Origin of the sequence: Streptosporangium canum (assembly GCF_900113865.1) — a bacterium.
Lineage (GTDB): Bacteria > Actinomycetota > Actinomycetes > Streptosporangiales > Streptosporangiaceae > Streptosporangium > Streptosporangium canum.
This window is the reverse complement of the sequence record NZ_FOQY01000006.1, coordinates 25,908-50,837: the sequence shown is the minus strand read 5'-3', so window position 1 is coordinate 50,837 and position 24,930 is coordinate 25,908. Positions and strand designations below refer to the sequence as shown.

At 69.3% G+C, this 24,930-nt stretch carries 25 protein-coding genes and 1 tRNA gene; 7 read left to right on the top strand and 19 right to left on the bottom strand.

From position 1 onward, the window contains the following. Window positions 1–150: 150 nt before the first annotated feature. A complete protein-coding gene (locus BM085_RS47390) occupies window positions 151–630 on the top strand; it encodes a GNAT family N-acetyltransferase (RefSeq protein WP_093886922.1) in 480 nt (159 codons plus the stop codon). Window positions 631–1,449: 819 nt separating this feature from the next. Here the strand turns inward: BM085_RS47390 and pruA are convergent. Next, window positions 1,450–3,135: an L-glutamate gamma-semialdehyde dehydrogenase gene (gene pruA / locus BM085_RS11035; RefSeq protein WP_093886921.1), complete on the bottom strand. Its 1,686-nt coding sequence runs from the start codon at window positions 3,133–3,135 to the stop codon at window positions 1,450–1,452. Further along, window positions 3,135–4,061 carry a proline dehydrogenase family protein gene (locus BM085_RS11030; RefSeq protein ID WP_093886920.1) on the bottom strand — a complete coding sequence of 309 codons (927 nt, stop codon included), beginning with the start codon at window positions 4,059–4,061 and terminating at the stop codon, window positions 3,135–3,137. The genes pruA and BM085_RS11030 overlap by 1 nt, the downstream gene beginning before the upstream one ends. Window positions 4,062–4,155: 94 nt before the next feature. Between BM085_RS11030 and BM085_RS11025 the strand changes: the two genes are divergently transcribed. Further along, complete coding sequence (locus BM085_RS11025) at window positions 4,156–5,247, top strand: PucR family transcriptional regulator (protein ID WP_245789250.1); 1,092 nt, start codon at window positions 4,156–4,158, stop codon at window positions 5,245–5,247. Window positions 5,248–5,401: 154 nt separating this feature from the next. On the opposite strand, the gene BM085_RS11020 is transcribed toward BM085_RS11025, so the two are convergent. From BM085_RS11020 to BM085_RS11010, 3 genes are all read right to left on the bottom strand, one after another. Next, the gene (locus BM085_RS11020; protein ID WP_245789249.1) at window positions 5,402–6,553 is read right to left on the bottom strand and encodes a glycosyltransferase; all 1,152 of its coding nucleotides are present in this window, start codon (window positions 6,551–6,553) and stop codon (window positions 5,402–5,404) included. Window positions 6,554–6,671: 118 nt separating this feature from the next. Beyond that, window positions 6,672–7,625: an MEDS domain-containing protein gene (locus BM085_RS11015; protein ID WP_177245046.1), complete on the bottom strand. Its 954-nt coding sequence runs from the start codon at window positions 7,623–7,625 to the stop codon at window positions 6,672–6,674. Between the two features lie 161 nt (window positions 7,626–7,786). Continuing rightward, window positions 7,787–9,646 carry a SpoIIE family protein phosphatase gene (locus BM085_RS11010; RefSeq protein WP_093886916.1) on the bottom strand — a complete coding sequence of 620 codons (1,860 nt, stop codon included), beginning with the start codon at window positions 9,644–9,646 and terminating at the stop codon, window positions 7,787–7,789. Between the two features lie 126 nt (window positions 9,647–9,772). Between BM085_RS11010 and BM085_RS11005 the strand changes: the two genes are divergently transcribed. Further along, a complete protein-coding gene (locus BM085_RS11005) occupies window positions 9,773–10,489 on the top strand; it encodes an ANTAR domain-containing response regulator (RefSeq protein WP_093886915.1) in 717 nt (238 codons plus the stop codon). Window positions 10,490–10,503: 14 nt separating this feature from the next. Here the strand turns inward: BM085_RS11005 and BM085_RS11000 are convergent, their stop codons facing one another. Then, window positions 10,504–10,875, bottom strand: a complete 372-nt coding sequence (locus BM085_RS11000; RefSeq protein ID WP_093886914.1) for an STAS domain-containing protein — start codon at window positions 10,873–10,875, stop codon at window positions 10,504–10,506. A 193-nt stretch (window positions 10,876–11,068) separates the two neighbouring features. Between BM085_RS11000 and BM085_RS10995 the strand changes: the two genes are divergently transcribed. The 3 genes from BM085_RS10995 to BM085_RS10985 all read left to right on the top strand — a co-directional run bounded on the left by BM085_RS10995 (window position 11,069) and on the right by BM085_RS10985 (window position 13,811). Next, entirely contained in the window at window positions 11,069–11,845 is a 777-nt protein-coding gene (locus BM085_RS10995; protein ID WP_093886913.1) for a SigB/SigF/SigG family RNA polymerase sigma factor, read from the top strand. Window positions 11,846–11,964: 119 nt separating this feature from the next. Further along, the gene (locus BM085_RS10990; RefSeq protein WP_093886912.1) at window positions 11,965–12,420 is read left to right on the top strand and encodes an ATP-binding protein; all 456 of its coding nucleotides are present in this window, start codon (window positions 11,965–11,967) and stop codon (window positions 12,418–12,420) included. A gap of 65 nt (window positions 12,421–12,485) precedes the next feature. Beyond that, the gene (locus BM085_RS10985; RefSeq protein ID WP_093886911.1) at window positions 12,486–13,811 is read left to right on the top strand and encodes an NAD(P)/FAD-dependent oxidoreductase; all 1,326 of its coding nucleotides are present in this window, start codon (window positions 12,486–12,488) and stop codon (window positions 13,809–13,811) included. 68 nt (window positions 13,812–13,879) lie between these two features. On the opposite strand, the gene BM085_RS10980 is transcribed toward BM085_RS10985, so the two are convergent. The 8 genes from BM085_RS10980 to BM085_RS10945 form a co-directional block, all read right to left on the bottom strand. Continuing rightward, window positions 13,880–14,074: a hypothetical protein gene (locus tag BM085_RS10980; RefSeq protein WP_086575684.1), complete on the bottom strand. Its 195-nt coding sequence runs from the start codon at window positions 14,072–14,074 to the stop codon at window positions 13,880–13,882. A gap of 3 nt (window positions 14,075–14,077) precedes the next feature. Beyond that, complete coding sequence (locus BM085_RS10975; RefSeq protein WP_093886910.1) at window positions 14,078–14,785, bottom strand: hypothetical protein; 708 nt, start codon at window positions 14,783–14,785, stop codon at window positions 14,078–14,080. A gap of 6 nt (window positions 14,786–14,791) precedes the next feature. Next, on the bottom strand, window positions 14,792–15,430 hold the full coding sequence (locus BM085_RS10970) for a hypothetical protein (protein ID WP_093886909.1): 639 nt from the start codon (window positions 15,428–15,430) through the stop codon (window positions 14,792–14,794). 328 nt (window positions 15,431–15,758) lie between these two features. Further along, window positions 15,759–16,388 carry a response regulator gene (locus BM085_RS10965; RefSeq protein WP_093886908.1) on the bottom strand — a complete coding sequence of 210 codons (630 nt, stop codon included), beginning with the start codon at window positions 16,386–16,388 and terminating at the stop codon, window positions 15,759–15,761. Continuing rightward, a complete protein-coding gene (locus BM085_RS10960; protein ID WP_093886907.1) occupies window positions 16,364–17,452 on the bottom strand; it encodes a sensor histidine kinase in 1,089 nt (362 codons plus the stop codon). The genes BM085_RS10965 and BM085_RS10960 overlap by 25 nt, the downstream gene beginning before the upstream one ends. Window positions 17,453–17,459: 7 nt before the next feature. Beyond that, entirely contained in the window at window positions 17,460–18,158 is a 699-nt protein-coding gene (locus BM085_RS10955) for an ABC transporter permease (protein WP_093886906.1), read from the bottom strand. After that, on the bottom strand, window positions 18,155–18,868 hold the full coding sequence (locus BM085_RS10950) for an ABC transporter ATP-binding protein (protein ID WP_093887125.1): 714 nt from the start codon (window positions 18,866–18,868) through the stop codon (window positions 18,155–18,157). The genes BM085_RS10955 and BM085_RS10950 overlap by 4 nt, the downstream gene beginning before the upstream one ends. 164 nt (window positions 18,869–19,032) lie before the next feature. Further along, the gene (locus tag BM085_RS10945) at window positions 19,033–19,464 is read right to left on the bottom strand and encodes a hypothetical protein (RefSeq protein WP_093886905.1); all 432 of its coding nucleotides are present in this window, start codon (window positions 19,462–19,464) and stop codon (window positions 19,033–19,035) included. Between the two features lie 113 nt (window positions 19,465–19,577). Here BM085_RS10945 and BM085_RS10940 point away from each other — a divergent pair. Then, window positions 19,578–19,654, top strand: a tRNA-Pro gene (locus BM085_RS10940). Between the two features lie 621 nt (window positions 19,655–20,275). On the opposite strand, the gene BM085_RS10930 is transcribed toward BM085_RS10940, so the two are convergent. The 5 genes from BM085_RS10930 to BM085_RS10910 form a co-directional block, all read right to left on the bottom strand. Beyond that, window positions 20,276–20,920 (bottom strand): DUF6461 domain-containing protein, encoded by a 645-nt coding sequence (locus BM085_RS10930; RefSeq protein WP_093886903.1) that lies wholly within the window; start codon window positions 20,918–20,920, stop codon window positions 20,276–20,278. Window positions 20,921–21,184: 264 nt separating this feature from the next. After that, entirely contained in the window at window positions 21,185–21,784 is a 600-nt protein-coding gene (locus BM085_RS10925) for a GTP-binding protein (protein WP_093886902.1), read from the bottom strand. Further along, on the bottom strand, window positions 21,765–22,163 hold the full coding sequence (locus tag BM085_RS10920; RefSeq protein ID WP_093886901.1) for a DUF742 domain-containing protein: 399 nt from the start codon (window positions 22,161–22,163) through the stop codon (window positions 21,765–21,767). The genes BM085_RS10925 and BM085_RS10920 overlap by 20 nt, the downstream gene beginning before the upstream one ends. Beyond that, window positions 22,160–22,591, bottom strand: a complete 432-nt coding sequence (locus BM085_RS10915; protein WP_093886900.1) for a roadblock/LC7 domain-containing protein — start codon at window positions 22,589–22,591, stop codon at window positions 22,160–22,162. The genes BM085_RS10920 and BM085_RS10915 overlap by 4 nt, the downstream gene beginning before the upstream one ends. Beyond that, window positions 22,588–24,921, bottom strand: coding sequence for a sensor histidine kinase (locus BM085_RS10910; RefSeq protein ID WP_245789248.1), 2,334 nt, complete (start codon window positions 24,919–24,921; stop codon window positions 22,588–22,590). The genes BM085_RS10915 and BM085_RS10910 overlap by 4 nt, the downstream gene beginning before the upstream one ends. Between the last annotated feature and the right edge of the window lie 9 nt (window positions 24,922–24,930).

The window sequence follows — 24,930 nt, the reverse complement described above, 5'->3', positions numbered from 1 at the left end:
AGGCGCCCCGGCCGGGAATTCTTTCGCTCTGGCCACTGGCGCAGGAAGGGGAACATCACCCTGGACGCACTCGGGCGTGGCCTTGGTGGGCGCGGGAGCTTTCCCCGAACTGGCCGGCTCCCTGGTCGGGATTAATGTTCTAAGCTGATCATGTCAACCTCCGCCGACCTTGGCAATATAACAGTAAGGAAAGCCTGCAATGAGGATTTGGAACCGGTATATAAACTCTCCGTGCATTTCGCCTCGGAGGGAATGCTTCGCCGACGGGATATTTTCGAGTTTGCCGACTCGATTGCAGACTTCTGGGTCGCCACCGATGGGCAGGATTTGATCGCCTGCGTTGGGCGGCACATAGAGGAATCGGATGCCGGCCCTTACGCAGTCTGTTACAATTTCTGCGTCCGTAGCTCCCATCAAGGCAGAGGGATCGGCGGTTTCCTTCTCGAAGCAGTACTGGACGACGCGCGTCGGCATGGCGCGCGGTCCGTTTACGCGGCTTCGACGCGCACGGGTGACTGGTTCATTAGGCGTGGTTTCGCACTGACGAAAACAGGACAGGCGCCAGCGGAATGGATATCGCAACTCGATCCTACTCGCGGGGCGGCGATCTACATGCGGTCACTGCGCTGAACGCTACTGATCTTGAAATGCTGAGGTCACGTCGAAGACGGGCCGATCGCCGACTGCGCTTTCCTGGGTTTGTACACCGGAGGTATGAGGTATCCGGACAGAGGGGGACTGTCGTCCCAGGCGCGGGTGCAGCATGAGCAGGTGCGCTTTCGGGCGGCGGAGATGTTCGCCGGGGGAATGACCGCACCGCAGGTGGCCCGATGGCTGGGGGTGACCCCAGAGGCACGATGGAGCGTCGTTCATGCTCGCCTAAATCGCCGACGCCGAGGCTGCCGCCAAAGAACTCATACGCTACCAAGACGACTTATGCGAGGTTGGCTATCGCGTCGAGCCCGACGTAGGCGGTGATCAGGGGCTGCGGGTGTGAGGTGCCGTCTGCCCCGTTGGTCCACTGGGCGACGTGACTGTCAGCGAGGACAGGCGAGCAGTGGAGGCGGCCTTGAACAGGTATTCGGCCTGTGACGGACCGTAACGCGTGCAAGGCCGCCAGCGGCTGCCCAGGTGCTGGAGGCGCCGTGAGCCTTTCGATCATCGGCGGAGCCTCTGTCCTGCGGGTACAAAGCGGGGCCACGAACCGGCGTTGGCCGTGCCGGTGCCTGCCACGCCGGACGAGCGGGGGGCTGGTGCGGTCGCGGGTGGCGGGGTGCGTTGGGTTTCGGTCGCTTCTGGTCGCCGGTGGGCCGAGGTGTCTGGAGTGTGGGCGGAAACACTGGCCCCGAGTGCCGGTCCCTGGGCACGGTCAAAATCAGTCACGGGAGAAAACGGCGACGTCCGGGACTCGGATGCATGAGTCCCGGACGTCGCCGTTTTCAGTCGCCGTTATCGGCCGCTCGGGTAGCCGAGTTTCCTCAAGTCGGGCTCCTGCCAGCCGGTCTGGGGAATGTCTCCCCTATATGGCGGCGTGATAATCGGCGGGACGAACGTCTCCTTGATCGTGCGGGCGTTCACCCAGCGGATCAGGTTGAAGATCGAACCGGCCTTGTCGTTGGTGCCCGAGGCGCGGGCGCCGCCGAAGGGCTGCTGGCCGACGACGGCCCCGGTGGGCTTGTCGTTGATGTAGAAGTTGCCCGCCGCGAAGCGCAGCCGCTCCGACGCCGAGGCGATCGCGTAGCGGTCCTGGGCGATGATCGAGCCGGTCAGCGCGTACGGCGAGACGCTCTCCATCTGGTCGAGCACCGCGTCGAAGTCCGCGTCGTCGTAGACGTGCACGCCGAGGATCGGCCCGAAGTACTCCTTGGTGAAGATCTCGTCGGTCGGGTCGGCCGACTCCAGGATGGTCGGCTTGACGAAGTAGCCGGTGGAGTCGTCGTAGGAGCCGGTCAGCACGTTGATCGAGTCGAGCCCGCGGGCCCGGTCGATCGCGGCCTTGTGCTTGGCGAACGCCCGCTCGTCGATGACCGCGCCCATGAAGGTCGACAGGTCGGCGGCCACGTCGCCGATGGTCAGCGACTCGGCGGTGCCGACGAGGTCGTCACGGATGAGCGACCAGACCGAGCGCGGCACGTAGGCGCGGGACGCCGCCGAGCACTTCTGCCCCTGGTACTCGAACGCGCCGCGGACCAGCGCGGTGGTCAGCGCCGCCGGGTCGGCCGAGGGGTGGGCCAGTACGAAGTCCTTGCCGCCGGTCTCGCCGACCAGGCGCGGGTAGCCCCGGTAGGAGCCGATGTTGGCGCCCACCGTGGACCACAGGTGCTGGAAGGTCGGGGTGGAGCCGGTGAAGTGGATGCCGGCCAGCTCCGGATGGGTCGTCGCGACCTCGGAGACGGCGGCGCCGTTGCCGGTCACCATGTTGATGACGCCCGGCGGGAGCCCGGCCTCCTCCAGCAGGCGCATCGTGAAGTGCGCGGCGAACTGCTGGGTGGGGGAGGGCTTCCAGACGACGACGTTGCCCATCAGGGCCGCCGACGAGGGCAGGTTGCCGGCGATGGCGGTGAAGTTGAACGGCGTGATCGCCAGGACGAAGCCCTCTAGCGGGCGGTACTCCATCCGGTTCCACACGCCCGGCGACGACACCGGCTGGTCGCTGTAGAGCTGGCGCGCGTAGGCCACGTTGAAGCGCAGGAAGTCGATCAGCTCGCAGGCCGAGTCGATCTCCGCCTGCTGCGCCGACTTCGACTGGCCCAGGATCGTGGCGCCGTTCAGCGTCTGCCGGTACGGCCCGGCGAGCAGGTCGGCGGCCTTGAGGAAGATCGCGGCCCGCTCCTCGAAGGACAGCGCCCGCCACGCCGGAGCGGCCTTCAGCGCGGAGTCGATCGCGGCCCGCACGTCGTCGGCGGTGGCGTCAGCCGTACGGCCGAGCACGGAGGCGTGGTTGTGCGGCTGGACCACGTCGATGGAGGCGCCGCCGCCCATCCGCTGCTCGCCGCCGATCGTCATGGTGAGGTCGAGCTGGGCTCCGGCCAGTTCCTTGACGCGGTTCTCGAGCGTGGCGCGCTCGGCGCTGCCGGGGGCGTAGCCGAGGGTCGGCTCGTTGGCCGGGGCCGGGACGTTGAAGATGGCATCCATCACTTGCCTCCAAGGGCACGAAGAAAGAAGGCGATGTTCGCCGGACGCTCGGCGAGGCGGCGCATGAAGTAGCCGTACCAGTCGTCGCCGTAGGGGATGTAGACACGCATGGTGTGACCGGCGCCGACCAGCGCCTGCTGCTTGTCGGTACGGATCCCGTAGAGCATCTGGTACTCGTACTCGCCCAGGGAGCGGCCGAAGCGGTCGGCGAGCGTCTCGGTGATCGAGATCAGCCGGTCGTCGTGCGTCCCCACCATGGGGTAGCCCCGTCCCGCCATGAGGATCCGCAGGCAACGGACGTAGGCCTTGTCGACCTCGCTCTTGCTCTGGTGGGCCACCGAGGCGGGCTCGGCGTAGGCGCCCTTGACCAGACGGACCCGCGAACCCTCGTGTGACAGGTCGCGGCAGTCGTCCTCGGTGCGGAACAGGTAGGCCTGGAGGGCGACGCCGGCGGAGGGGAAGTCCTCGCGCACCGCCCGCAGGACGCCCAGGGTGGAGTCGACCGTGGTGTGGTCCTCCATGTCGAAGGTCACGTTCGCTCCGGCCGCCCGGGCGGCCTCGGCGATGTGCCGGGCGTTCTCCAGGGCGATCTTGTCCCCGTCGGCGCCGAGCGCCTGCCCGACCGCGGAGAGCTTCACCGACACCTCGGCGCGGTCGCCGAGCTCCAGCTCGCGCAGCGCGCCGAGCAGGACGATGTAGGCGTCGGCGGTCTGGGCGGCGGCCTCGGCGTCCCGGGTCTCCTCGCCCAGATGGTCGATGGTGACGGCCAGACCGGCGTCGGTCAGCCGGTGGACGCTCGCGACCGCGTCCTGGGTGGTCTCGCCCGCGACGAAGCGGTCGACGACCTTGCGTGTCAGCGGAACGCCGGACACCGCGCGTCGGACGAGCGGCACCCGCGATCCGGCGAGAAGAAGGGAACCGAGCATGTATTCAGACTAAAACCCCAGCTCAAATATGCCTCATGTGCATCTGCCACGACCGGCGGAACCTCTGTTCATACAGATGTACAACAATGGGAGGGTGCTTCAGGAGACAGTCGACGAGATCGCCGCCAGGCTGGGTGCTTCCGCGACCCTGGAGGACCGCTCGTTCCAGCTCCTGGCCTACGCCGCGCAGAGCGGCGACATCGACGAGGTGCGGCAGGAGTCGATCCTGCGCCGCCGCGCGACGGAGGAGGTGCGAGCCTACTTCGAGGGGTACGGCATCGCGACCGCGCCCGGCCCGGTCCGCATCCCCGAGGACGCCGAGCTGGGCGTCCTGGCCCGGGTGTGCGTGCCGCTGCGGCACCACGGGGTGACCTACGGCTACCTGTGGCTGCTGGACGACGGCACGCTCGGCGGTGACGCGCTCGCCTCGGTGTCGGACCTGGTCGCCCGGGTCGCCGCCGTGCTCGCCCAGGAGACCCGCCGCCGCCAGGATCTGGGCAGGAACCTGCGGGAGCTGTTCTCCTCCGACGCCGACGAGCGCTCCTGGGCGCTGGCCCGGCTGAACGTGCCCGGCCCGGTGACGGCGATCGCCGTCCGGAGCTCGCTGGACCGGGTGGCCGCGCTCTGGACGCTGCCGCGCGGCGTGCTCGCCGACCCCGGGCTCCTCGTGCAGGGGGAGTCGCTGGTCGCCCTGCTCGCCCCGGCGGGCCAGGCCTGGGAGCTGGCCCGCCGGGTCCAGGGCATGTACGGCACGGCCGCCGGGGTCGGCGACGCCCGGGCCGATCCCGCGCAGGCCTGGCGGAGCTGGCGGGAGGCCGTGCAGGCGCTCAACGTGGCCGGCAAGGTGCCCGCGCTCGCCCCCGTCGCGGCCTGGTCCGACCTCGGCGTCTACCGGACGCTCGCCCGCCTGTCACCGGCCGAGCTGCGCGAGCTGGCAGAGGAGACCGCCGGGCTGGCCGACGACCGGGAGCTGGCGAGGACCGTGGAGGGCTACCTCGACCGCGCCGGTCACGTCCAGGCGGCCGCCGCGGCGCTCGGTGTGCACCGCCAGACGCTCTACTACCGGCTGGGCAAGGCCGAGCGGCTCACCGGCCGCGACCTGGCCGACGGCGAGGACCGGCTGCTGGTCCATCTCAGCCTCAAGGCGGCCCGCCTGCTCTGGGGAGTGCCCACGTCTCAGGAGTAGCCCACGTCTCAGGCGCCGCCCGTGCTCGGCCGGGTCCACCGGCTCGCCGCCAGGCTCCAGCCGGGCGAGCTGGGTGCGGAGGATCTCCGCCTTCCCCTTGAAAGCGGACAAAAAACTGGGGCCCCCGGCACGGGGACCCCAGAATGCGTCGTGGTCAGTGCTGCGTCGCGAGCGCGTTCTCGTAGACCTGGACGAGCTCCTGGCTGATCCGCTCCCAGGAGTAGCGGGAGCGGGCGCGGTCGGCGCCGGCGAAACCGAGCGCCGTACGCCGGGTCGGGTCGGCGAGCAGTTCCCGGATGAGGCGGGAGGTCTGCGCGGGACGGTCCGCCGGCACCAGCAGGCCGGTCACCCCGTCCACGACGGAGTCGAGGTGGGCGCCCACCGCCGAGGCGATGACGGGCACGCCGCACGCCATGGCCTCCAGCGCGACGATGCCGGTGGCGGTCTCCTGCGGCAGCGAGATGACCAGGTCGGCGCTGCGCATCAGCTTGGGCACCGAGGTGTGCGGGACCTGGCCGAGCATGGTGACCCGGTCCTCCACGCCGACCTCCTTGGCCAGCAGCATGACGCGGTGCGCGTCGGCGTCGTGCGTCAGCCCCGCCGCGTCCGGGCCGCCGGCGATGAGCAGCTCGGCGTCGGGGATGCCCTCCAGGGCGCGGATGGCGGTGAAGACGCCCTTGTCCTGGGCCAGCGGCCCGACGTGGAGCAGGCGGGGCCGGGTGCCCCGGGCCGCGGCCGGGCCCTGACGCCGGAAGCGCTCGACGTCGACGCCGCAGGGGATCACGGAGATGTTGCGGCGCGGCACGCCCAGCCGGATCAGCGTGGACTCCTCGTCCCCGCATCCGGCGATCACCGCGCTGGCCCGGCGGCCGATCGCGCGCTGCACCCGGACCTTCTTGGCGTCGCGGCTGTGCTCGCTGCTGAAGCTCTGGGTGAACGGCACGCCCAGGCCGTCGGCCCCGGCGATGGCGGCCAGGCCACCGGTCCAGGAGTGCGCGTGGATGACGTCCGGGCGGTCCTGCCCCCAGCGGCGCATGAGCTGGTCGCCGAGGTCGGGCAGGTAGGGGAGGACCCTGTCCTCGGGAAGGTCCTCCGCGGGACCGGCGGCCAGGTTCTCCAGCGTGACGCCCTGGAAAACGCGGACCCGGGGCTTGTCGGCGTCGGAGTGCCTGCGGGTGTAGATCGTGACCTTGTGCTCCCGGCCCAGCTCGCGGGCGATGGCCAGAAGATGGGCGCGCTGTGCGGCGAGGTCGGACTGGCTCTGGGAGGCGGAGAGAGCGTCGGAGGAGACGAATGCAATGTTCACGGCACACCTCTGGGAGGAGATAGGCATGGAAAGCCTGTAATTCCTTCAGGGGTGCCTGCGTCTTAGGCACACGTCTGTATGAGAGAAACCATACCCGGATTCACGCCGACGGCAAACCTTAGTATTTCCTGCTCTGCCGCAACTCCTCGGCGCGTGCGCTGGGCACGTGGAGCTGGACCGTGCATCCGTCCAGGTCATCATGGATGTCCAGCCGGTCGCACAGCTGCCGGGCGACCCACAGCCCGTCACCCGGCCGGTCCGTGGGGCCCGGCGGGAGGAACCCGGCGACCGGGTTGGCGATGCGGCCGCCCGGACGGTGGAGATGACAGGTGATCGCGCCGAACCGCTCCCACAACCGGACGGTGACGGGCAGCTCCAGCTGGTCGGCGACCTTGCCCGCCGCGACGGCGAGCAGGCTCGCCCGGTCCGGGCTCAGCCCCAGCAGGGACGCCTGGCCGGTGACGAACTCGCGCAGCGCGTGGAACGTCGCCGCGGTGACGGCGGCCGCGTCCCGCGGGGGCTCCAGGACCGGGGCGGAGTCGCACTCGCGGATGAAGTCCACCGGATCGGTGTACTCCGAGCAGGCCAGCGGTGTGCGGCCGTCCGCCGACGTCGTCGGATGGGTGCGCCGGGCGGCCGTCACCACCTCCGGGTCCAGGACGCGCGCGTCGTAGGGGCAGATCATCCACACGTTGGTGCCGCTCAGCAGCAGGTTGAGAGCCGACTCCATGCGCTGCCAGGCCCGGACCTCGCGAGCCGCCCGGCCGGTCCACACCGGCTCGGCGATGACCCGGACGTGCCCGTCACCCCGGGCCTCGACGCCGCGCCGCCGCCAGTAGCGGTGGAAGGCCGTGACGCGCTCCACCGTCCGGCGGCCCAGAAAGCCGCTCTCCGCGTAGTCGACCAGGCGGCCGTCCTGACCCAGGGCGTCCCCGAGCAGCTCCAGGTTGGCCGAGGTCGTCACGGCCATCACGGGGTCGCCCTTGGCCAGCCCGTCCCGGACGAACGGCAGCGCCATCGCCAGGAAGCGCTGATCGGAGTCGTAGACCGCGGCCTGGTGGATGGGGGTCACCGGAGAGCGCCCCCGTTCCGGCGCACGCCGCGGGAACGCCGATACAGGGCTGGTGTCATTCGACGTCCCCACTTCGCTGGACACGTGCACAGGCCTCCGCCGGGCACGGGCACATCTCGCGTGACGGACCGCCGGGCCGTTCACATGGCGAGACGGCCAAGCTATACGACGCGCAGGGCGAGTATCACGATCTCGTCCCATACTCGTCCGCCGGAGAACGCGTGCCGGTCCTCCTCCACGGTTTTGACCACCGTGGCGGGAGACTGCGCCACGCAGCGCGCCAGCACGTCGGCCAGGCGGTTCTCGCCGTACGGCTCGCCCTGCTCGTTCTGCGAGGCGACCAGCCCGTCGGAGTAGAAGACCAGGCTCTGGCCCGGGGTCAGTGTGAGCTCCTCGCTGAACATCTCGGCCTCGGAGGCGATGCCCAGCGGCACGCCGCCGCCCGCGGTGAACCGGACCCCGCCGTCGGGCTGCAGGAGCGCGGCCGGGTGGTGGCCCGCGCTGGCCAGCCTGATCTTGCGGGCCCGGACGAACCCCGCCACCGCCATCACGAACAGACCGCTGTTCTGCGCGGTCAGCGCGTGGTTCAGCTTGCGCAGCGCCTCACCCGGATCGGACTCCCAGACGCTGAGCACGCGCAGCCCGTTACGGACCATGGCACTGACCGACGCGGCCTCCTCGCCCTTGCCGGCGGCGCCGCCGAGGGCGAACCCCCACCCGTCCCGCACGGGGAAGACGTCGTAGAACTCGGCCCCGACCGGGCTGGAGCCCGCGTGGTAGATCGCCGCCGCCTCGAACCCGGGGATGTCCGGCAGGCTCCGGGGCACCACGCTGGTACGCAGCGCGTCGGCGGCCTGGGAGCGTGTCTGGAAGCTGCGCCTGGCCCGCAGGGCGAGCCCGAGATGGACGCCGATCTCCTCCATCAGCCCCAGGTCGGCCAGGGAGAACGGCTCCCGGTCGCGCAGCCGTACGAGAGTGAGGGCGCCCAGCGCGCCGGCCTCGCCCTGGATCGGCACGATCAGCAGCGAGGCGGCGCCCATGACCCGCAGCAGCGGAGGGCCGCCGGGGACCTCGCCGAGCAGCGTCTCCTCCTCCAGCATCTCGTGGACCACGCCCGAGCCGCCGGTCAGCACGTGGGCGACGGCCGGCGCGGCCAGCGGGCTCATCCCCTCGATCAGGCGGACCAGCTCGGTCACCGGCTTGTTGCTCGGGCCCAGCACGCAGGCACGCCGGGGCGCGCCGTCACGGACCACGTCGGCGATCACCCAGTCGGCGCTCTCGGCCGCCAGCAGCCGTGCGGCACGGGTGACGGTCACCGGCTGGCGCAGGCTCTCCTCGTCGAGGAGCAGGCGGGTCATCGTGGACAGCAGCTCCTGACGGCGCGCGGCGGCCATCACCAGGGAGGCGTCCGAGCGGTCGACCGGTCCCCGGGGCGCCCCGGCCACCTGAGCCTCCAGCGGGAGGATCACGATGGCGGTCATCTCCTGCGGCTCGCCCGGCATCGTCAGCCGGGTGACGGCGAGCTGCACCGTGTGCGCGCGGCCCTGGTGGGCCAGCCGCGTCTGGAACGTCGCGGTCTGACCGCCCTGCTGCACCGCGGTCAGATGCGAGCGGAACGCCGCCCGCCGGGAGACGTCGACGAGCAGCGGGAACGAGCGCCCGATCAGATACCCGGCCGGGCTGCCCAGCATCTGGGAGGTCTCCGCGCTGATGCGCCGGACCACCCCTGAGGCGTCCAGCACCACCACGGGGACGGGGAAGGTGCGGAACACCTGCCGCAGCAGTTTGAGCTCCCGCTGCGACCCGCTCTCCCGCTCGCCGGACCGCTTGGGCGCCTTGCGCAGCTCGCGCAGGGACGCCTCCAGCAGCTCGCGGGCGGTGTCGAGCTCCGCGAGCGCGGCGTCAAGTGTGGACCGGGGGTCGGCGGGGTAGGCGGACCTGGCCTCGCGCAGGGAGGAGACCCTGGTGGTGAGCGCGTTGAGCGCCTGCTCCAGGGCCTGAAGGCCAATGGCGTCGGTCAATGTTCGTCCTCGTCGGCGGCCGGGATGGGGCTGGCCCCGTCGTAGACGGTACGCCACCCGGTGGATCGGATCGATGCACGGTCAGATAGTGATTAAGTTAGCGAAGCCAGGAAGGGGTTACGTGACATGGAGATGGTCACTCCCGTTCTCGCCCGGGATCTCGCGGCTCTCGGCAGGGTGAGCGAGGAGACCTCGAGCGAGAGCGTACTGCGCGGGCTCACCGCCACACTCGCGGGCGACGTGCCCGGCTGCGCGGGCGGTTCGGCCGAGCTGTGGCGAGAGGAGCGGATGGTCGTCTCCGCCTCGCACAGCGAGCTCATCGTGCTCGTCGACAGCGAGGGCGACCTGGGGGAGGGGCCCTCCTCGGAGGCCCGCGCCACCGGCCGCCACGTGATCGTCCAGGACGTGCTGCGCGAATCCCGCTGGCCGGGGTACGTCGGCATGGCGGTCCGCTGCGGGGTCCGCTCGGTCCTGGCCATGCCGATCACCGTCGAGCGCGCCGTCCTGGTCCTCGGTCTGTACGGCGTGCGTCCCGGGGTCTTCGCGGCCCGCAGCGTCCCCCCGCTGGCCGACATGCTGGCCGAGCAGGTGACCGTGGCGCTGGCCAACATGTGGGACTACGACGAGGTCAGGACCGATGCCGCCCAGATGCAGGAGGCACTGGCCGGCCGGGCGATCATCGACCAGGCCAAGGGCATCATCATGAAGTCCAGCGGCTGCTCGGCCGAGGCCGCGTTCGACGAGCTGCGCAGGGTCTCCCAGCATCACCAGGTGAAGGTCGCCGACCTGGCCCGGCTGCTGGTCGACGAGCACCAGCGCAACCAGGAGGGGAAAGCCGGCTGAGAGGCCGTAGCCCGCTAGCCGAAGGCGGCGATCGCTTCCTCGATCGTGTCGTAGAGCGGCAGCCGCTGGGCCAGGCCGGTGATCCACATCACCTTGGTCTTGGCGTACTCCACGCCGATGAGGGCGAATTTCCCGCCGGCGTTGGTGCTGAGCTGCCAGTGGTGGACGATGAGCCCGAGCGCGCGGGAGTCCATGAACGTCACCCCGCCCAGGTCCAGTGCCATGTCAGGGCCGTGCTCCTCCGCCTCGGACGCCAGGTAGTCGGCGAACTGGTCCCTGGTCGTCGCGTCCAGCAAACCCGTTACCCGGATCACAGTGATCCCACCGACCAGCGCCGACGTCAGAGTCAGGGCCGCTGCTCTCTCGCCGTTCTCCGACACCGTCACTCAGGTCCTCCTCGACATTTGATTAGCAACCTTACTGTTACCTGGAGGGGAGCAATACTCCCGGAATCGGGGTAATACTAGAACCGAGGTCCAGCAGAGGGCCTCGCCTCGAAAAGTGGTCGAGGCGATGCCGTCTGCCCGGATGCTGTTCCGTGCTGCCGGCGCCGCCCGACAGTAATATCAGGGAGCAGCAATGTCTGTTCAGGCCCTCGAACTCACCGACATGACCGCCGAGGAACTCCTCGCCGAGATGGTTCTGCCCGAGATCTCCGAATACCGCGCCGAGCGCCTGCGCGAGCGGATCGTCGAGATGCACCGGCCGCTCGCCATGGAGATCGCCCGCCGCTACCGCTACCGGGGCGAGCCGCTGGAGGACCTCCTTCAGGCCGCCTACGTCGGGCTGATGAAGGCCATCAACGGCTTCGACCCCACTCTCGGTCACGCCTTCCGCGGCTACGCCGTGGTCACCATGACCGGCGAGGTCAAGCGCCACTTCCGCGACCGCACCTGGGCCATCCGGGTACCCCGCGTCTACCAGGAGCGCAGGGCCGAGCTGAACCGGCTGGTCGCCGACCTCAGCCAGGATCTCGGCCGCGCGCCGACGGTCGCCGAGCTCGCCGTGAAGATGAGGATCTCCGAGGAGGACGTCCTGCTCACCCTCGACGCCTCGGCCGCCTACAGCGCCCTCTCGCTCGACGCGCCGCTCGGCGCCGACGACGACGCGGCCGCGCTGGGCGACATCATCCCCGACGAGGACGACGCGCTGGGCGTGCTCGTGGACCGCGAGGCGGTCAAGCCGCTGATCGACAAGTTGCCGGCGCGTGAGAAGAACATCCTGCTGCTGCGCTTCTTCGGCAACATGACCCAGGCCGAGATCGCCGCCGAATTCGGGATCTCCCAGATGCACGTCTCCCGTATCCTGCGGAAGGTGCTGGACCAGCTCCGCGAGGAACTCGTCGCCGAATGCTGAATACACCGCCCCTCACCGGGCACCCCAGTCGGCGACGGCAGGAGTGGCATAAGGTGCGTTTGAATGATCCCCAGGCGCCGAGGACGATGGTGCGATGGGACAGGGGAGGCGGATCTCGCGTGAACGAGAACGGTGCTCGTCCTGCTCGCTTCCTGGCGAGCGGCGACCGTTCCCGGCCCGTCCCCGCCGGAGCCGCCGTGGCGGAGCTCGCCTTCTGCCTGCCCGACCTGCCCGACGTGCGAGACTTCGCCACCGTCCAAGCCATGCGGGGCGGGATGTCACAGGAGGGCCTGGCCGACTTCCTGGTGGCGGTGAACGAGGTCGCCACCAACGCCGTCACGCACGGCCATGCCACCGCCAAGGCCGTGCTGCGGATGTGGACCGTCGGCCGCACCCTCGTCGTGGAGATCCACGACGAGGGGCGGTGGGCCCCCCGGGAGACTCCCGGCGAGACGCCGCCCGCGCCCTACGCCACCAGCGGCATGGGGCTGTGGGTGGCCCGGATGATCAGCTCCGACATCACGTTCGAGACCGGGGCCGCGGGGACCTTCATCACGATGTCTTTCAAAGTCTGAACCAGCTTTTTCCGACATAAGGCCACTAAAGGTCCGAATCGGCTTTTTCGGGTACAAGCCGGTTTATGACTGCACCTGTCCGCATATTGATCGTCGGTGGCGGCTATGTCGGCATGTATGTCGCCCTGCGACTCCAGCGCAAACTCCGGCGCGGCGAGGCCCGCATCACCGTCGTGAACATCGACTCGTACATGACCTACCAGCCGTTCCTCCCCGAGGCCGCGGCGGGGAGCGTCGAGGCCAGGCACGTCGTCGTGTCCCTGCGCCACGTCCTGCACAAGTGCGCGATCCTCAACGGCTGGGTGGCCGGCATCGATCCCGTCGCCCGCACCGCCGACCTCTGCCTGCACGAGGGCCCCGGCCGTACCCTGGAGTACGACATCCTGGTTTTCGCGCCCGGCTCCATCTCCCGGACCCTGCCCATCCCGGGTCTGGCCGAGAGCGGCATCGGTTTCAAGAGCGTCGAGGAGGCCATTCACCTCCGCGACCATGTGCTCGGCCAGCTCGACCTGGCCGAGTCCACCACCGACCGGGCCGTCCGCGCCAAGGCGCTGAGCTTCGTGTTCGTCGGCGCCGGCTACGCCGGTGTCGAGGCGCTCGCCGAACTGGAGGACATGGCTCACGACGTCTGCCGCTACTACCCGACGGTCGACCCCGGTGACATGCGCTGGCTCCTGGTGGAGGCCAGCGACCGCATCCTTCCCGAGGTCGGCCCCGAAATGGGCCGGTGGACGCTGGAACAGCTCCGCAGGCGGGGAATCGACGTACGGCTCGGCACCCGGCTGAACTCCGCCGTGGCCGGCCACATCGTGCTCGACGACGGCACCGAGTTCGACGCGGACACCCTCGTGTGGACCGCAGGGGTCAAGCCGAACCCGCTCGTACACGCCAGCGGCCTCCCGCTGGACGAAAAGAGCCGGGTGAAGGCGAGCGCCGACCTGATCGTCGAGGGCTTTCCCAACGTCTTCACGGCAGGCGACTGCGCCGCCGTACCCGACCTCACCAAGCCGGGGGAGATGTGCGCGCCCAACGCCCAGAACGCCGTACGGCAGGCCCGCACGCTGGCCGACAACGTGGTGGCCACGCTCCGCGGCAGGGCGCGCAGACCCTACCGGCACGCCTACGCCGGCTCGGTGGCCACCCTGGGACTGCACAAGGGGGTCGCGCAGATCTACGGCCGTAAGTTCCGCGGTCTGCCGGCCTGGTTCATGCACCGGACCTACCACCTGTCGCGGATGCCGACGGTGAACAAGAAGGTGCGGGTGCTGACCGACTGGACCCTCGGGCTGTTCTTCAAGAGGGAGATCGTCTCGCTCGGCGCGATAAGCGACCCCCGTCAGGAGTTCGAGCTCGCCATCCGGACCGAATCCCGTGTCCCGTCCTCCCGCTGAGCGGCCGGAAGGGGGCGCCGTCCCCATGGACGGCGCCCCCTTCCGCGCGTTCGACCCGTCGAGAGCGCTCAGCGCCTGCGGCGCCAGTTCCCCCCGCCACCCCCGCTCCGCACGCCCGCCGTACCGACTCCGGCCTGGTGCAGCGCCAGGAGGAGCAGGCCGAGAAGCAGGAAGGTCGTGCCGCTGATGCCGCCGATCCTGGTGTTGATCAGGTCAAGCAGAAGGCCGAGGCCGAAAACGACTGCGGCAGCGATTGCAAGCATGGGTCACCTCGTCCCGTCGGCCAGGTCCAGCAGCTGCTCCAGCATCGCCCGGTAGTCGCGCAGGGCCGTACGGAGCTGTTCGGTGTCGCTCTGGTCGCCGTTCTTCCAGCGGCCCTGAAGTTCGGCGGTCCGGGTCTCCAGCGCGGTCCGCAGAGCGGTCGTGATCTCCCCGACCAGGGAGTCGGCGCGCTCCACCGAGTCGCGCGGGTCGTCCACGAAACTGGCCTGAACCTCCTGCCAGCGCCGCCGCACCTGCTCGGCGTCCTGGTCGAACAGGGGGCCGTGCGCGAGGCCGGGCCGGTCGGAGCGGGTCCCCGTCCGGTCGCGGTCCAGCACGTCGCCGGGCCTGTCCGCGATCACCGTCGGCGTATCGTCGTCCAGCAGGTCGTCGCGGGCACTGTCGTGGGCGCCGTCATGGACGCCGTCGTGAACGTTGTGCCGGCCGGTGACGTCCACCGGGGTGTCCTGGCCGAGCGCACCGGACCGGTCGTCGCGCCAGTCGTCGGGTCGCCCCTCACCCGGCTCGCGGAGCCGGTCGCCGTCCAGGTCGTTTCCCAGGTCGCCGGCCGGGCCGTCGTGCCGGTCCGGGAACGTTCCGGCGGGACGGGGCTCCTGGAATCCAGGGGTTACCCCGTCGGCGCGCTGGGGCGGGACGTTCAGCTCGTCGTCATCGTTCTTGTGGACCAGACGATCTTCATGTCGGTCGTTCATGTCGGGTCACCGTCCTCGGGGGTCGTGGCGGCCGGTCCGCTCGTCGTCGTTGGCCGTCTCCTCCAGGCGCGGACCGGTGTGCCGGGGAGAGTGGTCGCCGTTCATCGCGCCTTCGGGAGCCGAGAGCAGCTCCTCGAACAGGACGCGGTAGTGCACCATGGCCTGCCGGAGCTCCTCGGTGGAGGCCTCCTTGTGGGCGGCACGGCTGCTGATCTCGTGGGCCTGGCGATAGTGGTCGAGGGTGCGGCCGTGCACGACCGACAGATCGGAGAGGCGCTGCTCGAAGTTCTCGGTCGGGTAGCCCCGTTCCGCCATCACGGAGGTCACCAGGTGGTCGGCCTCGGTCACCGCGAAGCCCGGCGCGTCCACGAACCGCTCCTGGACCTCCATCCACTTCTTGGCGTAGGTGTCACGAGTCCCGGAGTCGAGCGGGCGGATGTCGAGGGAGTTGACACGCTGCTCACGGGCGATGAGCTCCTGCTCGGCCTCCTGCCGCGTGTCGCGCTCCTGCAGAGTGCGTTCGTACTCGGGGCCGAATCGGTCGCGAAGTCGGTGCCGGCGTTGCTGCTGCAGTACGACATAGCCGACTGCGATGATCGCCACCACCGCAACCACGACGACGGCCACCCAGATCACGGTGGACATGTCTGCCTCCGGTTGTGTAAGCGGTTGTTCCCGTGCGCTGCCCCAGGGACAAGCCTCGAAACCGGCTGCCTATATCGGTGATCCGCTGCCAAGAAATGCTGAACAGGCGTTTTATCAAGCTTTGTCAGGCGCGAAATGTCATGCCATATCGCCACCCGGTCCGGTCCGCGCGTCATGGTGGTGCGGTCGCCCGACGGCGGAGCCGCTCGGTGGCGGTACCGTTTGAAGGTGCCGTTTCAAGGTGCCGACGGACCCGTCCCCGCGAGCCCTCAAGCCTTCGTCAGCAGGCTCTGACCCGCCTCCGCGCTGACCGTTGGCGCTCGCCCGGTCAGATGAGCCGCCGTTCCATCGCGACCACCACGGCGGCCGCCCGGTTGTCCACGCCCAGCTTGGCGAAGACGTGCTTGAGGTGGGTCTTGACGGTGGTCTCGCTGATGAGCAAGGCCCGCGCGACCTCCTTGTTGGCCGCGCCCCGCGCGATGAGCCTGAGCACCTCCAGCTCGCGCGGGCTCGGCGAGGCCCGGCGCTGCCGGCCGAAGCCGTCGAGGAGCTGCGAGGTGATCGCCTGGGCCAGGATCCGGCCGCCGGCCGCCGCCGTGCGTACGGCGGCCTGCAACTCCTCGCGCGGCGCGTCCTTCAGCAGGTAGCCCGCCACGCCCGCGGCCAGCGCCCGCGACACGTCCGCGTCGGTGTCGTACGTGGTCAGCACGATGACGCGGACCTCCGGATGCTCCGAGCGCAGCCGCTCGATGGCGCCGACCCCGTCGAGCCCCGGCATGCGCAGGTCCATCAGCACCACGTCGGGACGCGTCGCCCGAGTCTGGGTGAGTGCCTGGTGTCCGTCGGCGGCCTCGGCGACCACCTCGATGTCGGGCACGCCGTGGAAGATGCCGCGCAGCCCGTCGCGCACCACCGGATGGTCGTCGACGATCATCAGGCGTACGGGATGCTCACGCACAACGTGGTCCCTCCCCCCGGCGCCGACTCCACGGTCACCGTACCTCCCGATCGCGAGGCGCGTTCGCGCATGGCGATCAGCCCGTAGCCGCCCCCGGCGGCGGCCGGGTCGAAGCCCGTCCCGTCGTCGAGCACGTCCAGCGTGACCTCCTCGTCCATGTACGACAGGGTCAGCGCCGCGCGCCCGGCCCGCGCGTGCCTGGCCACGTTCGCCAGCGCTTCCTGCGCCGCCCGCAGCACCGTCGTCTCCACCTCCACCGGCAGCCGCCGCAGCTCGCCGTCCACCGAGACAGCCACGAGCACACCGGTGGCGGCGGACCAGCGCTCGGCGACCGCGGCCAGCGCCTCGTGGAGCTCGGCCCGCTCCAGCGGCTCGGGGCGCAGGGCGTCTACGGAGCGCCGGGCCTCGTTGAGGCTGTCGCGGGCCAGCTGCTTGGCCAGCGAGATCCGCTTGCGTACGGTGTCCGGGTCATCGATCCCCTGCTCGGCCGCCTCGAGCTGGGCGATGATCCCGCTGAACCCCTGGGCGAGCGTGTCGTGGATCTCCCTGGCCAGCCTGGCCCGCTCCTCCAGCGTGCCCACCACCCGGTTCTGCTCGCTGTGTCTGATGAGATCCCGGGCGAACAGCCCCATGACGGTCGCCAGCATGATGTTGCCCACGAGGCGTCCCAGGACGGACGGATCGTGGGGGATCGTCTCGATCAGCCCGCCGGCGGCGGACGACGAGAAGACGAGCATCACCGTGCCGGCGTAGCCCCATCGCCCGGGCAGCAGGAGGTACGGCAGTGCGAACATGCCGAACAGCGTCGTCTCGTACGCCGGATCCATCCTGATCAGCGCGGACTGCAGCGCGATCAGCACCAGCAGGTGCCAGGCCATGGGATTGAGCCGTTCGAGGAGGGCGGGCCTGCGCGCGACGAAGAACGCGTACCAGCCGGCCATCAGTGCCGTGAGCGCGAGCGTGGCGGGATCGGGACCTCCCTCCAGGAGCCCGATCGTCGCGGCGACCGTGAGGCAGGTGTAGAACAGCAGGTGGAAGACCCGGACCCAGCCCGCCTCATCCATCGCCCGATCACTCCCAGCGGAACAGCGCAGCCGCCACGGCGGTGCCGAGGACGACTATCCCCGAAAGTATCAGCAGGGGCGGCAGCGTCGGGACGTCGGACCAGCTCTCCCGCAGGGCGGTCACGGCGTGGGTGAGCGGCAGGTAGTCGCCGATCCTGTGCATCGTCTCCGGCACGCCTTCGCGGGGGATGGCCGCGCCGGCCAGGAAGATCATCGGAAACATGACCAGCAGCCCGATCAGCTCGGCGGTCCGTGCGCGTGGCACGACGGCGGCGATCACGAACCCGATGGCGTAGCACATCAGCGCGCTCAGCACGAAGGCCGGCGCCAGCCAGGCCGGATGCGCGGGCGGGTCCACCCCGAACCCGATCACGCCGACCCCCGTCACGATGGCCGCCCCGGCGAGCGCCATCGAGAGCTGGGCCACGATCTGCGCGGTGAGCAGCACGAACGGCGAGACCGGGGTGGTCGCGAGGCGGCGCAGCACCTTCCGCTCCCGGTAGGTCGCCAGGGTCGCGGGCAGCGCGGTGATCCCGCCGATGGCCAGGATCATGGCCAGGTAGCCGGGGAGGTGGATCTCAAGCCGGTCGCTGCCGCCGTTCAGCATGAGAAGCATGGACGGGAAGGCGACCATGAAGAACAGGCTGCCCGGATCCCTGGCCAGCAGCCTGAGTTCCGTCGCCGACAGGTGGGCGAACGCCTTCATCGCCCCTCCCCCGACAGCGCGAAGTACGCCTCCTCCAGGGAGCCGGTCCCGGTCCGGCCGATCAGCTCGCGGGGGCTGCCGAGCGCGATGATCCGGCCGTTGCCGAAGACGGCGACCCGGTCGCACAGTTCCTCGGCCTCGTCCATGAAATGGCTCACCAGCACCGCCGTGGTACCGGCGGCCTTGAGGTCGCCGATGAGCGTCCATGTCTCGCGGCGGGCGACGGGGTCGAGGCCTGTGGTGAGCTCGTCGAGCACCACCAGTTCGGGGCCGCCTACCAGGGCCGTCGCGAGCTTGAGCCGCTGCTGCTGGCCACCTGACAGATCGCCGAACGCCTTGTTCGCGATCGGGCCGAGCCCCCAGCGCTCCAGTACCGCCCGCCAGTCGTCCGGGCGATCGTAGAACGCCGCGAACAGGCGCATGGCCTCGGCCACCCTGAGCCGGTCGGGCAGCTCACCCTGTTGGAGCTGCACACCTGTGCGCTGGGCGAGGGCGCGGCGGCGTCTCGCGGGGTTCTCACCGAGCACGCGTATGGTCCCCGAGTCCGGCTTGCGTAGCCCGACCAGGCATTCCACCGTGGTGGTCTTGCCCGCGCCGTTGTGGCCCAGGACTCCGAACGTCTCTCCCCGCGCCACCGTGAACGACACCCCGTCGACCGCCCGGGTGTTTCCATAGTTCTTGCGGAGGTCCTCGACCTCGATCACCGTCATGCTCCGAGCCTGGCCGGGCACGAGGTCGCACGGCATCACCCGATCGTGCGGACGCCATCCTCCTTCCGGAGGATGGCGTCACCTCGGCGTATCACTCGAAGACGGCCTCGACCAGGGCATCCCCGGTCCCGGCCGCAGCGGCCGAATCCTTCGCCGGCAGGCTCTCAGTCCTGTGCGGGCTCCAGCGCCCTGCGAGCCTCGGCCAGGAGCCCCTCGACGAGCGAGCGCCCGGCGGCGGCCGGAACCTCCTGGAACCCCCGCTCCGGCTCGTAGGCGATGTCCAGCCCGCCGGCGATCAGCCGGTCGGCCCAGCGCAGCGCGGTGTTGAGCTTCTCGGCGGGGATCGCCCGTCCCTGCGCGACGGACGACAGGTTGCGCAAATTCGTCGCCGGGCCGGACTGGCTGTGTGAGCGGTCCAGCTTCCACGGGATCGCCCGGGAGTGGTCGAGCATCGGCTTGGAGAGTCCCGCAGCCCTCTTGGCCTGCAGGATTCCGGACTCACTCACCCCGAACCGCGTGGCCAGCTCCGCGTTCGACAGCCCCTCCCCGATCAGCCGCCGCAGCTCATCATGGTCGATCAGCGCTTTGCGCCCCACGTGCACCTCGTCCCTCGGGTGATCACATCCGGTCGCCGGACGCCTTGGCGTACACACACCCGTCCGATCTGCGCTAAGGTTATGACGTCCCGCTCGAGAGGGCGAAGGACAACCGGGACGTAGCGCAGCTTGGTAGCGCACTTGACTGGGGGTCAAGGGGTCGCAGGTTCAAATCCTGTCGTCCCGACCAGGTTTTCACTGGTCGGCAAGGGTGTCACCCGAAAGGGCGACACCCTTTTCGCATTCTGAGTGACTGTCGCTCCTGCCACGTGAAGATCCGGTCCATCGCCTCCGCGCCGCCGAGCAGGACAGGGCGGATCTGCTTTCGGCAGACCGCCTCCGTGACCGCCGTCCCGCTGTGGCCGACGAGACGCGCGATGTCCTCCAGGGGTACGCCGGAGTCGGAGAGCAGCGAGACGGAGCTGTGCCGCATCTCCCGAGGCATCCGGTCCTTCGTGGGCAGCTCGGCCGGCGAGTGATCTTAGTTGTCTTGCAGAGACTGATGAAGTCGTGTCACAGCCGTCTGGGCGGCGGACTTGGTGAGCGAGGGGGCAAACTCACCGACATTGCCGTCATGCTCCAACGCGATCATGGTGTTCCCCACCCGAATGATCACAACGTCGATCGCGACCATCATTCCCGCTGGCAGCTCGGCGTCCCGCTCCAGATTGCTGTCAGGGAATCGGCTCGCTGTCGATGCACGACACGCAACGATTCCAAATCGAGCACTTCCGCCAAGGGAAGTCGACGCCCTACATCGGATGAGGCAAGCCGCCTTGAGAGTCGCTGCCATGTTCCTGCTTGATCGTGATCACTCGCTGTTGATCACGGCACCCAGGAGTCGCATGTCGAGCATGTCCTTGGAGAAGGGAAAGCCGGTGATCTTTCTTGCCAGAGCGAAGGAACGTGGGAATTCCGTGCCAAGATCTGGGTCTTCCAGGTCCAGGTCCAGGTCCAGGTCCAGGTTGGGATCCAGATCGGGGTTCAGCCCGACTTCGCGCATCATGTCGACAAATCGGTCCGGATCGCTGCCCGTGCGCGCATAGGGCCCCAGCAGGTCGAACCATATGATCAGTTCGCCGTCAGCCGCGTAGATGAAGAAGTCAGTGGCATGGATGTTGCGGTTGATCGACACGACCTCGGTCGCTTGAGAAAGCCGTCTCAGCAGGGGGCGGGCAACTGTGATCGATCCGGCCCAGAGCTGGATGAGCACTGTCCAGCCGTCCGTCTCCAGTGCGCCTACGTAACTGGTGCGCATCCTGTCGTCCGAGTCGATGCACTTCATCGTCCGTTCCTGCAGTTCTTCGAAGGTCGCTTCTTTGATCCCACCGATCTCCGCTCCGAGACGAGTCAGCGCCTCAGCAGGGGAGAGGGATCGAACGAAGGACACACAGGAGACGTCGTAGAACGGCCCGAACTCCGAAAGCCAGCTGAACTCCTCGTGCAGGTCTGTCACTGTGGCTCCCCTGATCAGTTACGCGGCATGATGCCAGTCGTCACCGACAAGGATGGTGCCGTTCATAAGGGTGCTGACAGCGCCTCAGAAGATGTGGTCCTGGGTGACTAACTGAGTGACAACGACCACGGACGGGCCCGGACGTCGGTGGATCACCGTGGACCGTATGCGCGGGAGGGGGCGGGTGTCAGGCATGCTCCCGCCCCCTCCCGGTTTGCCCGGGGGCAAGGGGGCGCAGGCTCGAATCCTGTCGTCCCGGCCCGGTCAGGCCACGGGGTGCGGTGCGGTGCGGGACTGAGCGGCCATCAGGTGGTCGATGAGCGCCAGCAGCACATCGCGGCCCGCCGCCCGGTCACGGGCGTCACAGAGCACCAGCGGCACCTGCGGATCGAGATCGAGTGCCCTGCGGATCTCCTCCGGCGTCCGGTCCCTGACACCATGGAAGCAGTTGACGCCGACGACGAAGGGGATACCGCGGCTCTCGAAGAAGTCGATCGACGCGAAGCTCACATCCAGCCGGCGGGTGTCGACCAGGACGACCGCGCCCATCGCTCCGTTGACAAGGTCGTTCCACATGAACCAGAAGCGTTCCTGTCCGGGCGTGCCGAACAGGTAGAGCACGAGTTCGCTGCTGATGGTGATGCGCCCGAAGTCCAGTGCGACGGTAGTGGTGGACTTGCCGCTCACCCCTTTCAGATCGTCCACGCCGACGCTGGCATGGGTCAGGTACTCCTCGGTACGTAGTGGGGCGACTTCGCTCACCGCGCCGACCAGGGTCGTCTTCCCGACGCCGAAACCACCGGCGATAAGGATCTTCACCGCCAGGGGAGCAGCGTCCCCGTGGTCAGAGATTGCGTAATCCATCCCTCACCGCCTCAAGAATTGTCATGCCGGGAAAGCCGCCTGCCTGTGCGAAAGCCAGCGGTGGCCGGGCCCGCACCTGGTCGGACTCGATCAGATCGCCGATGAGGATCTTGGTCACTGACACCGGGAGGTTCAGCGCGGAGGCGACTTCGGCCACCGCCAGGGGCCGCTTGCACAGAGCGAGGATGGTGCGGTGCTCCGGCTGCATTCTCCGCAGGCCGTGTCCGGTCTCCGAAGAGACCGGGGAAATCGCCGTCACCAGGGTGATCAGTGTCAGGTCGTCCCGCTCGGGGGCGGTCCGTCCGCCGGTGATCGTATAGGGACGGACAAGGGGCTCGTCGGCGTCATCGTCGTCGAAGCCCTCGGTCCAGTGCCTCATCCGTGTCTCCCCGCGTCATCGGCCTGCGGGGTGCGCGCGTCGGTTCCCAGCTTCTGGCCGACCTGCTGGACCAGGGTATGCATCGCGACGCTCATCAGTTCGGCGTCGACCTCCTGGGAGGCGACCACGGCCAGATGGGTGCCGCGGCCCGCAGTGGTGAGGAACAGCCACAGGTCGGCCATCTCGATGATGACCTGGTGGACCGGTCCGCCGCCGAAGAGCTGCCCGACACCGCGAGCCAGGCTCTGCTGGCCGGTGGCGATCGCGGCGAGGCGTTCGGCGTCCGCGCGTTCGATGGTCTGGGACCGGCTGATCACCAGTCCGTCGTCGGACAGCACGATGGCGTGCCGGGTGCCCGCGACCTGATCGACCAGGCCGTCCAGGAGCCAGTCCAGGTCTGTGTCGGTGGCGGTGGTTCGCTGCGTCATCTTCGATCTTCCGTCGTAGGGGAACCGGGCTCGGGGGATCCGTCCGGCCGGGGCTGGAAGGTGTCGTCACCGGTCCGGCGCCTGCGGGACTGCCTCTGGAACGCGCCGATCGTGGCACTGGATCGGCTGGGCTGCTCGCGTACGGCCCAGGTCTCCTGGTCGGTCTGTTCATCCCTGTCCGCCGGGACTTTCAGCTCGGTGACCAGGCTGGCCTGGCGCACCCGCTGGGGCAGCGGCTCCTGGCCGGACGACGGGGGCGCGTCCCGGTGATCCGGTGATTCGGCGGTGGGCGCTGTCACGTATGCCATCGCGCGTCCCCTGGAGCGAGCAGGCAACTGCGCGTCCTCGTGGGGCGGGCGGGGACCGGCCGTACCTTCCTGCGGGTGGGGCTGCGGACCGGTGGGGTCCCGGGGGACCTCCTCGGGGAGCGCGGCCGGCCCGGGTACCGCTCGGGGGCGGTCCACCACCAGCGGTTCCGGGAGCAGCACGATGACACGGGTGCCGCCGAAGGCCGACGGTCGCAGTTCCACCTGGAGGCCCAGACCCGCGGAGAGCCGAGCGACCACGTACAGGCCGAGACGCACATCGTCGGCGTGGGTCATCACATCGAGCTGCGGCGGCGACTGCATCAGGGCGTTGGCGGCGGCGTACTGCTCGGGTTCCATGCCCAGGCCGCGGTCTTCGATCTCCACGGCGAGGCCCCGGCTGACCAGTGCGGCCCGCACCTCGACGGGGGTCAGTGGCTTGGAGAAGGCGGTGGCGTTCTCCATCAGTTCCGCCAGGACGTGGATCAACGGTCCCACCGCGCGCTCGGCCACCCAGGGGTCGCCCTCGACATCGATCGAGATCCGTCGGTAGTCCTGGACCTCGCCTTGCGCGGCGCGCAGTACATCGAGCAGGCGTACCGGCTTGCGCCAGCGGCGCTGCGGCTGACCGCCGCCGAGGATCACCAGGTTCTCCTCGTAGCGGCGCAGCCGGGCGGTGAGGTGGTCCAGGTCGAACAGGCCCTCCAGCACCTCGGGGTCCTCGTGCTTGCGTTCCAGTTCGTCCAGCTTCTTCAGCTGAAGACCGATGAGGATCTGGGTACGGCGGGCGATGCGCTGGAGCATGCGCTGGAAGCCGCGGTGTTGTTCGGCCTGCCGTACGGCGGTGAGGACAGCGCTGCGGCTGGCCAGATTGAGGGCTTGCCCGAGTTCGCCGAGCTCGTCGGGGGTGGGTTCGACCATGTGCACTTCCGCGTCCACGTCGACGTCCTCGCCGCGCTCCAGCCGGGCGACCACGTCGGGCAGCCGCTCCTGGAGCTCCTGGGCGTCCTCGCGCAGGTGGAGGATGCGCCGGCGAAGGATGGCGGTGAGGCGCCAGATGGTGACGATGACCAGGCCCAGGGCGAGCAGGCCGACGGCGGTGACACTGATGAAGGTCGCGAAGAGCCGATCGGCGTGGCCGTATCCGATCTTGCTGACGTTTTCGAGCCGGAGGTTGAGAAGTTGCAGCAGTTGCGGGGTGACCGTGTCCACCGAGGAGCGCCACACCGGGCCGACCTCGCGGAGTGTCACCTGGGTGCTCTCGGAGCTGGTCTCGGAGGCGAGCAGCCGCCCCTCCAGAGCAGTCATGGTCTCCCACGCCTTACTGGCTGTCAGCGCTCCGTACTGGCTCTCGTTGCCCATGAGACTGGGGGCCACCCGGGACTGCAGGAGGTGTTTCCTGGTGCCGATGGCGTCGGCGACAAGGCCGTACTCGTCCCTCGTCAGGTGCCCCGTCTCCCAGCCGCGGGCCAGAATGGCGTCTTCGCGGCCGATCATGTCGACGGCCCAGAAGAGGTCGACCAGCGTCTGCGCCTTGCTGCTCACCTCGGCGTGGTCGGTGCGGCTGAGGGCGGTCAACACGTTGAGGTCTGACTCAAGGACGCCGTTGTAGTAGTCGAACGCCTTCTGCTCGCTGGACCAACCGGCGTCCACTGCCCGCCGCTGCTGGTCGAGGAGGTCGAGGCCGCGTTGGGTCCGGGCGATGGCGTCGGCGAGCCCCTCCTGTCCGCCGGTGGTGTCCAGGGCTGCCAGCGGACGGAAGGCGCTCACGGCCTGATCGGTCACCGCGCGCTGCTTGGCGAGCTTGTCGCGGTAGGTGCTACGGGGACTGGCCTGCGTCTCCGCAGTGAGCAGTCGCTCCTGCTCAAGGCTGAAGAACAGGTCGGCCGCGGGTCTGCCGACGGTATCGGTGGCCAGATCCATCTGGATCTTCTCCGCCTGCCACTGAGTGGCCAGCTGGTATATGCCCGAGCCCAACAGCGGGGTGAAAGTCATGCTCGGTACGAGCACGACAATGATCAGCACGGTACGCAA